Source organism: Halomonas sp. RT37 (genome assembly GCF_040070525.1).
Taxonomy (GTDB): domain Bacteria; phylum Pseudomonadota; class Gammaproteobacteria; order Pseudomonadales; family Halomonadaceae; genus Halomonas; species Halomonas litopenaei.
In genome coordinates this window covers 1310916-1325375 of the sequence record NZ_CP098827.1, presented here as the reverse complement: position 1 = coordinate 1325375, position 14460 = coordinate 1310916, and the positions used below count along the sequence as shown (strand labels likewise).

Here is a 14460-nt window from a genome sequence, read left to right as displayed (position 1 = left end):
GGAGGCACTGGGCTAGCGCCCGATCGGTGCCATCGGCGCCGTATCAGTCTCGCTGTCGAGCTGCGCAAGCTCCTCCATCAACCGGGTAAAGCGTTCGCCCCGACGCCCGATGCACACCAGCACGGCGCCGGTGGCGGGCGGCCCGTGGCTCTGCCAGGCGAGGCGCTGCCCGCTCAACTGCAGACTTCGCCATTCTTCCCCGTCCGCCAGCCGACAGCGGACAAAACCCTTGGCGCGAAACAGGCAGTCGCGGTAGCGCTCGAGCAGCACTTGCAGCTCCTCGGCCACCAGGGAGTGGCGAAGGTGCAGGGTGGCATCGGTCAGCCCCGAGTGTCGGGCACGCACGGCGAACGGCTCCGCCGATGCCTTGGCGCCATTTCCCTGCCAAAAGGCCGGGCCAGAGGACGTCGTCCTGGACGACGCGGGAGCGACTTGTACCGGCTCTGTCGCCACCGCCGCACCAGGGGCGAGCTGGCCCAGCCACCCGAGCAGCTGGTCGCGCGCGCTGTCCTCTTGGGGCAGACGATTGACCAGCAGACGATGGGCGGCGTGCACCTGGGCGCGCCATAACTCCCCCACCTGGGCGTCCAGCGCCAGACGGCCAGCCTGGCTCGCATCCACCAGTACCACGATATCGGCAAGCTCAAGCCCCGGCGCCAGCCTGGCGATATCGGCGATCCGTTGAGGATTGGCCACGCCGCTGGCCTCGATCAGAATTTCCGTTGGCCTGGCCTTGAGTCGCAGCGCCTGGGACAGCTGCTCGGCCAGCGTGCCCCCTAGGGTGCAGCAGACGCAGCCGTTGGACAGCGACAGCACTCGATCATCGCGGTAGTCGATCGCCGCTACATCGACGTTCACCTCGCCGACGTCGTTGACCAGAATCAGAGCATCCTCGATATCCCCCGACGCCAGCCGACGGTTGAGATAACTGGTCTTGCCCGCCCCCAGGAAACCTGCGATCACCGTCACCGGCACCCGATCATCACACCTCATGCACCTGTCCTCCCGACACCGTGGCGTGTACCCGGATGTGTCGCAGATCCTGTGCTGAAACTTGCAATGGGTCGTCGTCCAGTACCGCCATATCGGCAAACTTGCCGACGTCCAGGCTACCCACACGGTCGTCCATACCCAGCGTGATGGCAGCGCCCAGGGTGATCATTTCCAGTGCATCTTCCACGCTCACCGCCTCATGGTGACCCAGCGTCTGGCCACTGGCGCTCTGCCGGTTGACCGCACACCAGGCGGTGAACAGCGGCCCCAGCGGGGTCACCGGCGCATCGCTGTGGATGGCGGTGACGATGCCCAGTCGGCGGGCCGAGGCCAGCGGCTCCAGGCGCTGGCAGCGCGTCGGTCCCAGGGTGCGTTCCAGGTGCACATCGCCCCAGTAGTAGAGATGATTGGCGAACATGTTCAGGCACAGTCCAAGACGGGCGGCGCGACGTAACTGGGCATGGTCGATGATCTGGCAGTGCTGCAGGGTATGGCGGTGATCGAAGCGCGGCCATAGGGTCAGCGCCTCCTCCAGGGCGTCCAGCATCAACTCCACGGCCTCGTCACCGTTGGTGTGAATGTGCAGTTGAAGCCCCGCCTGGTGGTAGGCGTGCACCAGCGCCACCAGTCCCTCTGGCTCGGCGTTCCACAGCCCGTTGGGATGACCGTCATGGTAGTGGGGCCACTTCAGCCGCGCGGTATAGCCCTGGATCGAGCCGTCGGTCATCAGCTTGGCCGGGCCAAACACCAGCCGCTCATGGCTGTGGCCCATCGCCGCCTGGAGCCGCGCGATGCCCTCCTCGGCCGACCACGCCAGCACCCCCATGGCCGGCACCAGGCGCACCGGAAAATCGGCCTCCCGGGTCACCTCGACCATCGAGGCGATGGCGTCATCGCTCAAGGGGTTGTACAGATCGGTGATGGTGGTGACGCCCTTGGCCGCCGCGATGGCGCCGTAGCGCCTGAGCACCTCGGGTGACGCCACCGCCTCGAACAGATTCCTGCCAAGGGCATCGAACACCACGAACATGGCGGCCATTTCCTGGAGCTCGCCATTGGGCTGGCCGTCCTCGTCGAGCATGATGCCCTCGACCCGCGGCCCCTCGCTGATGCCGGACAGTGCCAGCATGGCCGAATTGACGGTCATCACGTGCAGGCTTGCGTGCAGCACCACCAGCGGTCGATCTCCCACCGCCTCATCGAGCTGGTGGCGACTTAAGCGCTGGCCGGGAAAGTAGACCGGATCAAAGCCCCAGGCGACCAGCGGCTCGCCCGGCGGCAGGCTCTCGGCATGCTGGCGCAGCCGGGCCTGCATCTCGGCGACGCTCTTCAGCCCCGGCCACTCCTTGCCCTCGGCATCGACCCGGCTGAAATAGCCGAGATAGAGGTAGTCCCACATGGCGCCTTCCAGAGCGTGGCTGTGGCCTTCGACGAAGCCCGGCAGGATCACCTTGTCGGCAAAGCGATCATCGATGCGGGCGTCGGTTGGCATGGCTTGCGCATCCCCCACCGCCAGGATGCGATCTCCCTGCACCGCGACATGGGTCGCCTCGGGCTGGGACGGATTCATGGTCAGGATGCGTCGAGCGGGATAGACGGTGATGCTCATCAGGAGGCAGCTCCCTTGCTGATGGTGGGCGAAGACGCGGAGGCTGAGTCTGACTGGGCGGCGGCATGGCCTTGTGTGGGAACACCCTCGGCCCAGCCCGACGAGGGCGATGAGGCTCTGCCGTGCCGCCCCCACATCAGCATCAGCGGGATGCAGGCGATCAGGGCGATGGCGGTGCCGCCGAACACCAGCAGATAGATCGCCGGCGTCAGCGACGGCACGATGGGGGCGAAGATCATCAGGATGTGCAGGTTGACCACCACGATGGCCAGATTGAAGAAGGCCAGTTCCTTGGGCACCGAGGTGGAAAAGTCGGCGTCCATCATGCGCAACAGCAAGAGCCCGGTACCGGTGGAGCCGCAGCAGCAGCCAAACGAGGTCACGGTACGCTCTGGTCCCAGATTGCCGCTCAACCGCCCGAGCAACAGACAGCCCACCAGGGTGGCGATCGTCACCGTCACGGTCACCAGCAGGATCGGCGCCAGCAGCGCGTAGAGCACCGCGAACTGGATGCTCATGAGGGTTCCCACCACCATGAAGTCCACCGCGCTGCCGGTGATCCGCTTGAGCGTCTCGTCATCGACACGGTGGGAAAGCCCGAGCCGATCGATCACCATGCGCATCAGCACGCAGACACCCAGCCCGTGCAGAAAGAACAGGTTGTGGCTGAACAGCACCCCGACGTTGATGCCGAACGGCGAGGCATTGCCGATGATGCCCTGCACGAAGGTCAGCCACAGGTGGGTGATCACGTAGGCGATGGCAAGCAGGCCCAGATGGTAGGCCAGCGAATCCAGATTGCCCGGGTGCGACACCATGCGCCCCATCCCGGGAGCCTGCTGGTTGCCCTCGTCGTCGCCCGCCCGGGTAAAGAAGCCCAGGCGAAAGTTGTCATCCAGGCGCGAGGCGCGATTGGCGTTCAACCCCTTGGTCAGGTAGCGCCGGGCAAGCGGCACGCCCAGGGCAAACGCCATCAAGAATCCCAGAGAGGCATAGATCAGCCCCACCTGGGCGGCATTGGCGATGCCGTACTCGGTCTCCCAGATGGTGCCGTAGGTCAGCGCCTGGCCCGGCCCCTGGGTAAAGCCGTGGGTCACGATGGCTCCCAGAAATCCGCTGACGTCGCTGCCGGTCACGGCGTCATAGCCGGTCACCACCAGAAAGCCGATGGCACCTTGCATGCCCAGGCTGATGCTCCAGGCAAGCGTCAGCCAGAGTCCGCCGCGCACGATACTGCCGCCACCACCGGGCGCGTCCTGGCGACCACCCCCGGTAAGGCATAGCGACATGAAGCTCAGGGTGAAGAAATGAAAGGTCAGAGCGGTGAAGTCGGCGGGTGAGTAGCCCGGCAGCAGATCCAGCGAAAGCGCCAGGAAACCGATCAGGCCGCCGACGATGCTGGCCGGAACCAGCGAGGCCCGAAGCCAGCTCAGCCGGCTTCTCAGCTGGCTGCCGACCCACAGCATGAGGGCAAGCAGCGCGAAGGCGATCACCCCGTGAAAGGAGTCTTGCATGATGGAGTCACCTCGACGTTGTCGTTGTTGGAAGTGAAGCGAACACTTCCAGCCTAGGCACGCCATCGTTGCGCGTATAATATCATTTAACGTTCACTTGATACCTGTGAGGCATCAATGCGCATTGAGCTTCGCCACCTTTACGCCTTTGTCGCCGTGGCCGACAGCCTGCACTTTCGCCGCGCCGCCGAGCGTCTCAACGTCGCCCAGCCGGCGCTGAGTCGCACCATCGCTCAGCTCGAGGACGCCATCGGTGAAGCGCTGTTCGTGCGCAACAATCGCCAGGTCCGCCTCACCGATCCGGGACGCATCATGCTCGAGGAGAGCCGCCAGATACTGCGCCAGGTCGATGATGCGGTGCTCAAGACCCAGCGAGCGGGCCGTGGAGAACTGGGCCGGCTGGCCATCGGCTACACCGACTTCGCCATCACCGGTGAGTTGCCGGCACTATTGGACGACTTTCGCCGCCAGAATCCGGACATCCACTTCGACCTGAGCTTCGGCTCCACCGCCCAGCAGCTCGACGAATTGACCGAGGGACGCCTGGACTTCGGCTTCGTTACCGGCCCGGTGCTGACCCCGGGGCTGCGTTCCCGTCCCATCCAGCGAGATCACTTTATCGCCGCGGTCGGTGACAACCACCCGTTGGCCGGGCGCAAGAGCATCCGGCTGGAGGAGTTGGCCCGGGAGCCGTTCATTCTTGGCGCCCGCAGCATGTGGCTGCACTTTCGCCAGATGCTCGAGCAGATCTGTCGGCAGGCGGGCTTCGAACCCCATGTCGCCCAGGAGACCTTCAACAGCGAGACCATGTTTGCCTTTGTCGCCTGCGACTTCGGCGTCACCGTGCACCTGGAGTGCGCCACCAACTATGTGCGCAAGGGCGTCACCCTGCTGCCGCTGGAGGGGGTAAAGGAGTGCCTGGTCACCGAGGTGGCCTGGCGGGAAGACGGCGTGACAGCGGTTCAGCAGGCCTTTCTCGACCGCCTCGACAAGATGCTGCCACCGGAGGAAGTGAAGTAGCCGCAGCACCCACCGCAGCACTGCAGACATTGAAAAGCCGCGACCCCAGGGTCGCGGCATCGTCGTGAGGGTTACCCATATCCAGAACGGGACCGATCGAGTTCAGAGCACCTCATCCTTGAAGTAGTAGTAGCGATAGAGGAAGCGCTGGCCGAATCGGCGGAAGGGGGCGAAGGCCTCCGACTCGATACGTTCGCGCAGGTTGGGAAAGGGCAGCTTCGAGGTGAAGATCGGCAGATCCAACGACCTGCCCTCCCCGGTGATCCACTGGGCCAGGCGCTTGCCGGCCTGGGCCGAGTACATCACCCCGTTGCCGCCATAGCCCAGGGCGTAGTAGACGCTCTCCTTCGGGTCCGGCTGATGGATGCGCGGCATCATGTCGTGGCTGACGTCGACCCAGCCCCACCAGGAGTAGTCGATCTCGATGCCGGCAAGCGCCGGGAACTTGCGCTCCAGGTCGGCCCTGAGTACCGCCGCGTAGCGCTCCCTGGGGGCATCGCGGCCGCTGATGGCGCTGCGACTGCCGATCTGCACGCGGTTGTCCGGCAGCAGCCGATAGTAGTGGCGCAGGATTCGGGTGTCGGTCAGCACCTGTCGGGTGCGGAAACCGGTGGCCTCGATCTCGGCCTCGGTCAGCGGCCGAGTGACCATGGAGTTCGACAGAATCGGCAGCAGCCGGTTCTTGAGGTGGGGGCTCAGCTGGCCGGTGACGTAGCCGCCGGTGGCCATGCCCACCGCCCGCGCCTTGACCACGCCGCCTGGCGTGCGCAGATGGTGCACGTCGCCATGGGTCTCCCAGCCCAGCACCGGGCTCGCCGGGTGGATCTTCACCCCCAGGGCGCGCGCCTTGCGATGGTAGCCGAAGGCCAGCTTGGCGGCGTGGATACCGATGCCCTCGGGCTCGTGCATGGCGCCGGCCGCCTCGCTGTCGCCCACCCACTCGCGCTTGACGGTGTCGCCGTCGATGATGCGAGCGTCGTAGTCGAAGGTCTCGCGCAGAAGCCGCGCCTCCTTCTCCAGGCTCGGCATCACCCTATCCTTGTGGGCGATATACAGGTGCCCGCCGGGCTGCGGGTCGCAGTCGATATCGGCGATCAGCGACTTGAAGGTCTGCATGCCCTCGACACACTCGCGGTGCAACTTGAGCGCGGTATCGAGGCCATAGCGCTGGATCCACTGAGACCGCTTGAGCCGCCCCGAGGCGCACTGGGCCTGGCCGCCATTGCGGGTGCTGCATCCCCAGCTGACGCGGTTGGCCTCGAGCACCGTGGCCTTGATGCCGTAGCGCTCGGCCAGAAAGATCGCCGCCGTAAGACCGGTGAACCCGGAGCCGATGATCACCACATCGGTGTCGGTGTCCGCCACGATCGGGCCATCGTCGGCCGGGGGCTCGCCGGCGGTGGCGATCCAGTAGGTCGGCGCATAGTCACAGCCGGTACCGACCTGCCTGGCGGTCAACGGATCATAGGCGGGATCATAGGGGGCCTGGGCCGGAGTGGCCCGGGCGGCATCGTCCGACGAAGCGGCCAGCGGGGTCTGTAGATCCAGCATGTCGAAGCTCCCGAGTCAGGTATCCGAGGTCGCTCAGCCGTTGTTGACCGGCGTGGCGGGGCGCTGCTTGCGGTAGGCGTTCTTCACCGCGATCTTGCCGTCACGGAAGGTGAAGGCGTCGATCATCCGCGCCTCGGAGCGCATGCCATCGGCGGTGGTGCCGCTATAGGTGCTTTCGCTGTAGCCGCGATCTCCCACGACCTGATGCACGCCGTCTAGCCATTGGGCGTCCGGCGCGTTTTCCCAGGCGGCACGCAGCCCGGCGCGAACCTCCTGCTGACCACGAAAGGTCTTGCCGAGCAGGTCGGGACCTGCGACTGCATGAAATTCGCAGTCGTCGGTCATCATCGACATCACCGCATCGATATCGTGACGGTTGAGGGCGTCGGCGAAGTCGGCGAGAAACTGGGCGTCGGGCTGGCTCATGGTGAGACTCCTTGTTATTGGCAGCGCGGGTGGATGTCGCTCACGCTGTGTCAGCAAAGTGGTGGCGAGGCGCAGCGCGCCTCGACTCACCTTGAGCCTATAGGGGCCGGTCGTCTGCCACTTAGCACCAGTTGCCCGCCGTCGATTGGGCCAGCCCCGACACGGACGTCGAGCCAGGGGTAGAGACAGGGCCCGCCGGCTCTTCGCGCTGGATGCGATAGGGGGCCGGATCCACGCAAGGGGTGCGCCCCAGCATCAGCTCGACGCCCAGCCGCGCCGCCGCCGGCGCCAGCACCAGGCCGTTGCGAAAGTGACCGGCATTGACGTGGAGGCCACGACATCCCGGCACCTCACCGATAAAGGGTATCCCCCCGGGGGAGCCGGGACGCAGGCCCGCCCAGTGGTGCTCGATCGACGCCCGGGCGAGCGCCGGCAGCAGGCGCACGGCACTGCGATACAGCGACACCCGGGCCTCACTGGTGGTGCGCTTGTCGAAGCCTTGATGCTCAAGGGTGGACCCCACCAGGATGCGGCCATCACGCCGTGGAATCAGGTAGCGCCCATCGGCCAGCACCACCCGCGACAGCGGCCGCGGCGTGCCGGGAGCCGGTCGCAGCACCATCATCTGGCCCTTGACCGGTGCCACCGCCATGCCGACCCCGAGGTGCTTGAGCAGGGCACCGCTCCAGGCGCCGCCGCATACCAGCACCCTGGACGCGGTGAGCACGCCGGTGGCGGTGTCGACGCCCTGGATCTGCCCGGCCACGACCTTGAAGCCGGTCACCTCACAGCCCTCGCGCAGCTCGACCCCTGGATGCCGCTCGAGCCGCACACGCAGGGCACGGCCCAGGCGCGGATTGCGCAGACTACCCAGGGTCGGCATCCACAGTCCGCCCAGGCCCTGGCGGACCCAATGGGTGTCGGCCAACGCCGGCTCCATCCGGCGGATGGCATCGGCGTCGATGTCCTCGAGCGGCTTGGCCTGACACCTGGCCCAGCGACGCGCCGCGTCGGCATCTTCCACCGCCAGGTACAGAAGCCCGTGTCGGCTGAACTGAGGGTCTACGCCGGTGGTCTCCCTGAGTTCATCGCAGAGTCCCGGATAGACCTCTTCCGATAGTGCCGACAACGCCGACACCGGGGCGCTGTAGCGCCAGGGGTAGAGTGGCGAGACGATACCGCCACCGGCCCAGGAGGCTTCCCGGGCACAGCGCCCGCGCTCCACCAGGGTCACCGAAAGCCCCGCCTCGGCCAACTGCCAGGCGCTCATCAGGCCGATGACCCCGCCGCCTACCACCACTACATCGCTCATGCTCGCCTCCTCGCTCGTCTGCCCATGTCAATTCAGCGCCGCTATCGCGACCGCTGCCACCACCGTTATCACCGCTGTTATCACCGCCAAAGGCCAATCGTCGCAGCGACACAAGATCAATCAAATCTCATTTTTCGATACAATTTGCGTTATTTTTTAAAACAGGTCTATAGTGACGACACACCTTTCCACCGCGTTTCAGGATTGACGACCATGGCCGACGCCTCACCCCTGCTCGACGACGCCCTCCCCGCCCAGCGTTGGCACAGCGCCCGGGAAATCTTCGGCATCGACTCCGACCTTCAGGTCCCGGTGTTCGAGACGCGCGACGACCATGTGCCGGCCATCGATGACGCCTATCGCTTCAATCCCGACGTGACCCTGGCGATCCTGGCCGGTTTCACCCGCAACCGCCGGGTGATGGTTCAGGGCCTGCATGGCACCGGCAAGTCGACCCATATCGAGCAGGTAGCCGCCCGCCTCAACTGGCCCTGCGCCAGGGTCAACCTTGACGGCCATATCAGCCGACTCGACCTGGTCGGCAAGGACGCCATCGTCATTCGCGACGGGGTCCAGGTCACCGAGTTTCAGGAAGGCATCGTGCCCTGGTCGCTGCAGCGCCCGGTGGCGCTGATCTTCGACGAGTACGACGCCGGGCGTCCCGACGTGATGTTCGTGATCCAGCGCATTCTGGAGCGCGACGGCCAGTTCACCCTGGTCGACCAGAACCGGGTCATCAGCCCGCATCCGATGTTTCGCCTGTTCGCCACCGCCAATACCGTGGGACTAGGCAACCAGGACGGCCTCTACCAGGGCACCCAACTGCTCAACCACGCCCAGGTGGACCGCTGGAACATCGTCGCCAAGCTCGACTACCTGCCCCGCGACGAGGAAGTGAAGATCGTGCTTGCCCGGGTGCCGAGCAAGGACAACGAACGTGGCCGACGCCACATCGACGCCATGGTGGCGGTGGCCGAACTGACCCGTAAGGGCTTCGCCAACGGCGACCTGTCGACGCTGATGTCGCCGCGTACCGTCATCACCTGGGCCGAGAACTGCGAGATCTTCCGCGACCCGGCGCTGGCCTTCCGGCTATCGTTTCTCAACAAGTGCGACGAGCACGAACGGCCCCTGGTCGCCGAGTTCTACCAGCGCTGCTTCGATGCCGAACTCAGCGAGTCAGTGGCCAGTGTGTCGTCAGACGACGATTCACAGGCCAGGGATTCACTGGACAAGAAAGAAGACACCGGGGAGGCGCCATGAGCGCAGCGGGCGAGGCGGCGCTGGCGCTCGCCCGCCAGCGCCGCCAGCAGTACCTGGAGGAGTTGGAGGCAGCCGTGCTGCGCGCCCATACCGGTGAGCACGACTGGTTCTACGCCGGTCGCAGGCTCTACCGAGGGGCGTCCCGGGTGGCCCTGCGCGCGCCTCACCTCAAGCTCGCCGAGGACTGCCTGTCGCTCGCCGACTATCGCGCCGTCAGCGACGCCCTGGCATTGCGCCAGCGCTTCAGCGACGACCGGCTGCACCAGCGCCTGCGCCCCGAGGAACCCGAGCCGCGACTGATCTACGACTGGCTCGAGCAGTGTCGGGTCGAGGCCCTGATGGACGGGCCAGCCCCAGGCATGGCGCGCAACCTGAAGGCACGCTTCGAGCGCTGGTCGCTGGACTATCACCACGCCCAGCTCACCGAGAGCGCGCTGGGCCTGTTGCTGTTCTGCGTGATCCAGATCAGCCGGTCACGGCTGATGGCGGCGCCCATGCTCGAGGAATTCGAGGACTTGCTGGAAGCGACCCGCGCCAATATCGTACCGGCGCTGGGCCACGCCCTGGCGGGACTGCGGCGCGAGCGCCACGACCAGCAAGGATTCCAGCGTCACGCCCGCGACATCGCCGACTGGATCGCTGCCCAGCTCGAAGGCTACGAGCCTCAGGGCGAGCGCGAGGACGAAGCCAAGGACCCACGCCGGGCGCTGGCACTGCTGCTCGACAGCGAGGACGAACTCGACGACGAGGTGCCCCTGGCCGCCACTGGCCAGAGCCGCACCCTGGCCGACGGCGCCCATCGTTATCGCGCCTTCACCACCGCCTACGACAGCGAGCGCGAGGCCGACAGCCTGGTGCGTCAGGCCCAGTTGGAGGAGTATCGGACGCGCCTGGACGAGCGCCTGCACGCCCAGAAGGTCAATGTGCGTCGTCTGGCCCGTCAGTTTCGCCGCCACCTGTCGGTGGCCGATCGCGATGGCTGGCAGGACGGCGAGGAAAGCGGCGTCATCGACGGCCGCCGGCTGTCCCAGATCGTTTCTTCGCCCCAGGAGCGGCGCGTCTTTCGGCGCGAGCGCTACCGTCCGGTCAGCGACACCCAGGTCACCCTGCTGATCGACTGCTCCGGCTCGATGAAGGCTCACGGCGAGTCCATCGCCATGCTGGTCGAGCTGTTGACCCGGGCACTGGACATGGCCGGCGTCGACAGCGAGGTGCTGGGCTTCACCACCGCCGCCTGGAACGGTGGCCGAGCCCAGCGCGACTGGCTCAAGGCCGGACGCCCCGCCACGCCGGGACGGCTTAACGAGGCGCGCCATCTGATCTTCAAGGACGCCCAGCAGCCGTGGCGACGCGCGCGAAAGCGCTTTGCCGCCCTGCTCAAGGCCGACCTGTACAAGGAAGGGATAGACGGTGAAGCGGTCGAGTGGGCCTGCCAGCGCCTGATGGCGGCAGACGTCAATCGCCGCCTGCTGGTGGTGATCTCCGACGGCAGCCCCTCGGACAGCGCCACCAACCTGGCCAACGACCGCCACTACCTCGACAACCACCTGCGCTCGGTGGTCGCAACCTTCGGCGGCGGCAACGGCCGTCGCCCCGGCCCCATCGATATCATCGGCCTCGGCGTCGGCCTGGACCTGAGTCCCTACTACGCCCGCCACCGGGTCATCGCCCTGGACCAGACCCTCGACAACGCCCTGCTCGACGAAGTGGTGGAGCTGATGTTGTCGAGGCGTCGTTACTAGCTCTCGTCTAGAATCGCCCTTCCTAAAACCGTGCTGGAGACAGGCTGGCGACGTAGTCAGGCAGGGCTTCGCCGTGGATCATGGCCGCGATCAATTCGCCGGTGTGGGCGGACTGGGTCAGCCCCAGGTGGCCGTGGCCGTAGGCCACGAAGAGCCCTTCTCTGCCCGTCACCTGCCCCACTACCGGCAGGCCGTCCGGTGTCGAGTGGCGCACGCCCATCCAGCGCTCTGCCAGGCTCAGGGGCCGTCCGAACAGCGCTTCTCCCCAGCCCTTGAGCCTTTCCCAGCGGCGCTCGTCGGCGGCGCGGTCAGGAGCGGTAAACTCGGTGGTGCCGGCCAGGCGAACGCCGCCATGCATGGGAGTGGCGTAGAAGTGGCGGGCCAGCCAGCCCACCGGGCGCGACAGCGAAAGCGGCGTTTCAAGCCGCACATGGTAACCGCGCTCACTCACCACCGGCAGCGACACTCCGAGCGACTTGAGCAAGGCATCATTGGCGATGCCCGCGCACAGCACGACCTGGTCGGCCTGGTACTCACGGGGCTTGCCATTCTTGCCATTCTCGCCGTTCTCACCATTCTCGCCGTCCTCACAGATCAGGCGCCAGCCCCCCGCGGCCAGCGGCACCAGCCCCCTGATGCGGGCACCATGCTGCACTACGCCCTCGCCTTTTAGGCGCTGCCACAGGGCTCGGCTCACCGCCAGGGAATCCTTGAGGTGGCGCGTCTCGGGGAAGTACAGGCCGCCGACGAGATCCGCGGGATGGATCGCGGGTTCCAGATCGCGCACCTCCTGCGCCGTAAGCGCCTCACAGGCCACCCCATCGGCCCGCTTGGCACGGGCCGACGCCTCCAGGGTCGCGGCCAGCGGGTCGCCTTGGCGGGCGAGTTGCAGACAGCCGGTATCGGCGTACAGATCCGGCGCCTCGAGCGACTCAAGCAACGCGTGCTGAGCCTTGACCGCATCCTGAATCAGCGCCACCAGATCCGACTTGTGGCGGGCAAAACGCGACGGCGTCGCCGCCTTGAGAAAGCGCGGACCAAAGCCCGCCAGGCGGGCCAGATAGCGAGGGTCAACCGACAGCGAGGCGTCACGCCGACACAGCTCTCCAGGCAGTTGCCTCAAGGTATCGATACTGGCCATGGGCGAGGTGGCGTAGTTGGCGATCAGGCCGGCGTTGCCGAAGGAGGTGCCCTCCCCCGGCGGGCCCGGGTCAAAAAGCTGTACCCGGTGGCCACGTCCCGCCAGCGAACGCGCCACGGCCAGCCCGACGATGCCGGCACCCACGACGGCGATGGTATTCATGCACTGTCTCCTGTTGGACGAGGGCGGCAGGCCCGTGCTTGGGGCCAGCCGCGTCTTGTGGGCGATATCGTGGGGTTCAGTTGTCGCGGTAGAAGCGCCAGGAGGCGATACCCACCCCCACCGCGGTGAGGATGCTGACAGCACTGACGGTATACAGAGCAAGAGCGTACAGAGTCATGGGAATCTCCTTCACTGAGCCTTGGCGGCGACAGGGGCGTCGGGGACCGAGCGGAACAGTCGGTAGACCAGTACAAACACCAGCACATTGGCGATGACGCCGGCGATCAGCGCGGTCAGACCAGTCGCCGCCTGCAGGTCGAAGGGCCCCCACTTCCACAGGATGGTCACCAGGGCGCCGGCGAGCATGGCGGCGACCGCCGAGCGGGTGCAGCGCAGATCGAACAGCACCGCGAACACGAAGGGCAGCAGAATGGTCGGCGCCCACAGCGCGTAGCTGAGCAGCAGCGCATCGATGATCGAGGTGGCGTAAAGGGCGAAGACCACCGCGCCGAGGCCAATCAGCAGGTTGACCAGCCGCTCGATCCACAGCCGCTTCTTCTCGCTGACGTCAGGCTCGATAAAGGGCTTGTAGATGTCACCGACGAAGATCACCGCCGCCGAGTTGAGGTAGGAGTCGGCGGTGGACATCACCACGGCCAGGAGCGAGGCCAGCACCAGTCCGGTGATGCCCACCGGCAGGGCGTCGCGGATCAGGGTCGGCATCGCCTGGTCGGGCGAGATGGTCGGATAGAGCACCAGCGCGACCAGCCCGATGGTGGCGCTGACCAGATAGAACAGGAAGCCGAAGCCGCCGGCCACCGAATAGCCGATGCGGGCGTGGCGCGAGTCAGGGGCCGACAGGGCGCGCTGGGTGTAGGGCGGCACCAGGGTCTCGCCGAGCAGAAAGGCGATGAAGATCGACAGGAACATGCCCACCGAATAGTCGCCCATCAGGCTGAAGTGGCCCTCGGGCAACCGCTCCACCAGCGCCTGGGGGCCGCCCAGGTCATGGATGCCGATCAGCATGGTCACCGGCAGGAACACCGCCAGCATCAGAAACTGCACCACGTCGGTCTGGATCACCGCCCACATGCCACCCACGGTGGAATACAACAGCACCACCGCCATGCCGATCAGGATGCCGGTGGAGACCTCGATACCGAGGATGGCGTGGAACACGGTGCCCACCGCCAGGGCCTGGGCGCCGAGGATGCCGATGCAGAACACCAGCGAGAAGATGCCGGTGAACAGTCGCGCGCTGGCACCGAAGTGCTGCGCCATGATGTCGCCTACGGTCTGGGCGTTGACGTAGCGCTTGAGCCGGGGGGCGATGAACAGACCCGCCAGTACCGTGGCCAGGGGAAAGGCCGAGGCGGCGACCATGAAGGCGTAGCCTTCGTCGAAGGACTTGCCGGCACGCCCCATGGAGGCGCCGCCGCCGAGGAAGGAAGCCGCCAGGGTGGCGAACAGCACCGGCCAGATGATCTTGTTGCCGGCCACCGCAAAGTCCGCGCTGCCGGAGACCTTCTTGGCGCTGCGATAGCCGATGTAGATCAGTATCGCGAAATACAGAAGCAGACCGCCGAGGTCGATGGGATTCATGGAACTACCCTCGTTATGGTTGTTGGGGGTGGTGTCAGCATCGACCGCCATTGCCATAAAGACAACTTTGAGATAACTATGAAACCATAAATACAATTTAGAGGCGCTCGCTCACTTCCCGAGGG

11 protein-coding genes are annotated in these 14460 nt (G+C 66.1%); 3 read left to right on the top strand and 8 right to left on the bottom strand.

Going from position 1 to position 14460, the window contains the following annotated elements:
- Positions 1–12: 12 nt before the first annotated feature.
- Genes NFG58_RS05915 through NFG58_RS05905 form a run of 3 tightly spaced genes read right to left on the bottom strand, consistent with a single transcriptional unit; the run spans position 13 to position 4116 of the window.
- Positions 13–993, bottom strand: coding sequence for a GTP-binding protein (locus tag NFG58_RS05915; RefSeq protein WP_052704285.1), 981 nt, complete (start codon positions 991–993; stop codon positions 13–15).
- Entirely contained in the window at positions 983–2602 is a 1620-nt protein-coding gene (locus tag NFG58_RS05910) for an amidohydrolase (protein ID WP_124802462.1), read from the bottom strand. The genes NFG58_RS05915 and NFG58_RS05910 overlap by 11 nt, the downstream gene beginning before the upstream one ends.
- Positions 2602–4116, bottom strand: coding sequence for a sodium/glutamate symporter (locus NFG58_RS05905; protein ID WP_222515405.1), 1515 nt, complete (start codon positions 4114–4116; stop codon positions 2602–2604). The genes NFG58_RS05910 and NFG58_RS05905 overlap by 1 nt, the downstream gene beginning before the upstream one ends.
- 117 nt (positions 4117–4233) lie before the next feature.
- Here NFG58_RS05905 and NFG58_RS05900 point away from each other — a divergent pair, with 117 nt between their 5' ends.
- Positions 4234–5136: a LysR family transcriptional regulator gene (locus NFG58_RS05900; protein WP_108131561.1), complete on the top strand. Its 903-nt coding sequence runs from the start codon at positions 4234–4236 to the stop codon at positions 5134–5136.
- A gap of 102 nt (positions 5137–5238) precedes the next feature.
- Here NFG58_RS05900 and NFG58_RS05895 read toward each other — a convergent pair whose 3' ends face one another.
- The 3 genes from NFG58_RS05895 to thiO all read right to left on the bottom strand — a co-directional run bounded on the left by NFG58_RS05895 (position 5239) and on the right by thiO (position 8425).
- Complete coding sequence (locus NFG58_RS05895; RefSeq protein ID WP_222515407.1) at positions 5239–6687, bottom strand: FAD-binding oxidoreductase; 1449 nt, start codon at positions 6685–6687, stop codon at positions 5239–5241.
- Between the two features lie 33 nt (positions 6688–6720).
- Positions 6721–7113, bottom strand: coding sequence for a nuclear transport factor 2 family protein (locus tag NFG58_RS05890; protein ID WP_045991941.1), 393 nt, complete (start codon positions 7111–7113; stop codon positions 6721–6723).
- A gap of 121 nt (positions 7114–7234) precedes the next feature.
- Positions 7235–8425, bottom strand: coding sequence for a glycine oxidase ThiO (thiO, locus tag NFG58_RS05885; protein WP_222515408.1), 1191 nt, complete (start codon positions 8423–8425; stop codon positions 7235–7237).
- 213 nt (positions 8426–8638) lie between these two features.
- On the opposite strand from thiO, the gene NFG58_RS05880 reads away from it, so the two are divergent.
- Together NFG58_RS05880 and NFG58_RS05875 are read left to right on the top strand one after the other, a co-directional pair.
- Positions 8639–9688, top strand: a complete 1050-nt coding sequence (locus NFG58_RS05880) for a MoxR family ATPase (protein ID WP_348827763.1) — start codon at positions 8639–8641, stop codon at positions 9686–9688.
- Positions 9685–11430 carry a cobalamin biosynthesis protein CobT gene (locus NFG58_RS05875; protein ID WP_348827762.1) on the top strand — a complete coding sequence of 582 codons (1746 nt, stop codon included), beginning with the start codon at positions 9685–9687 and terminating at the stop codon, positions 11428–11430. Before NFG58_RS05880 ends, NFG58_RS05875 begins: the two co-directional genes overlap by 4 nt.
- A 22-nt stretch (positions 11431–11452) precedes the next feature.
- Here NFG58_RS05875 and NFG58_RS05870 read toward each other — a convergent pair whose 3' ends face one another.
- Both NFG58_RS05870 and NFG58_RS05865 read right to left on the bottom strand, forming a co-directional pair.
- A complete protein-coding gene (locus tag NFG58_RS05870; protein WP_348827761.1) occupies positions 11453–12733 on the bottom strand; it encodes an FAD-dependent oxidoreductase in 1281 nt (426 codons plus the stop codon).
- A gap of 189 nt (positions 12734–12922) precedes the next feature.
- The gene (locus NFG58_RS05865; RefSeq protein WP_197037056.1) at positions 12923–14335 is read right to left on the bottom strand and encodes a sodium:solute symporter family protein; all 1413 of its coding nucleotides are present in this window, start codon (positions 14333–14335) and stop codon (positions 12923–12925) included.
- Between the last annotated feature and the right edge of the window lie 125 nt (positions 14336–14460).

Excerpts from the sequence above, each read along its gene's own strand:
- NFG58_RS05915 (WP_052704285.1), bottom strand. The coding sequence starts at position 993 with ATGAGGTGTGATGATCGGGTGCCGGTGACGGTGATCGCAGGTTTCCTG.
- NFG58_RS05910 (WP_124802462.1), bottom strand. The coding sequence starts at position 2,602 with ATGAGCATCACCGTCTATCCCGCTCGACGCATCCTGACCATGAATCCG.
- NFG58_RS05905 (WP_222515405.1), bottom strand. The coding sequence starts at position 4,116 with ATGCAAGACTCCTTTCACGGGGTGATCGCCTTCGCGCTGCTTGCCCTC.
- NFG58_RS05900 (WP_108131561.1), top strand. The coding sequence starts at position 4,234 with ATGCGCATTGAGCTTCGCCACCTTTACGCCTTTGTCGCCGTGGCCGAC.
- NFG58_RS05895 (WP_222515407.1), bottom strand. The coding sequence starts at position 6,687 with ATGCTGGATCTACAGACCCCGCTGGCCGCTTCGTCGGACGATGCCGCC.
- NFG58_RS05890 (WP_045991941.1), bottom strand. The coding sequence starts at position 7,113 with ATGAGCCAGCCCGACGCCCAGTTTCTCGCCGACTTCGCCGACGCCCTC.
- thiO (WP_222515408.1), bottom strand. The coding sequence starts at position 8,425 with ATGAGCGATGTAGTGGTGGTAGGCGGCGGGGTCATCGGCCTGATGAGC.
- NFG58_RS05880 (WP_348827763.1), top strand. The coding sequence starts at position 8,639 with ATGGCCGACGCCTCACCCCTGCTCGACGACGCCCTCCCCGCCCAGCGT.
- NFG58_RS05875 (WP_348827762.1), top strand. The coding sequence starts at position 9,685 with ATGAGCGCAGCGGGCGAGGCGGCGCTGGCGCTCGCCCGCCAGCGCCGC.
- NFG58_RS05870 (WP_348827761.1), bottom strand. The coding sequence starts at position 12,733 with ATGAATACCATCGCCGTCGTGGGTGCCGGCATCGTCGGGCTGGCCGTG.
- NFG58_RS05865 (WP_197037056.1), bottom strand. The coding sequence starts at position 14,335 with ATGAATCCCATCGACCTCGGCGGTCTGCTTCTGTATTTCGCGATACTG.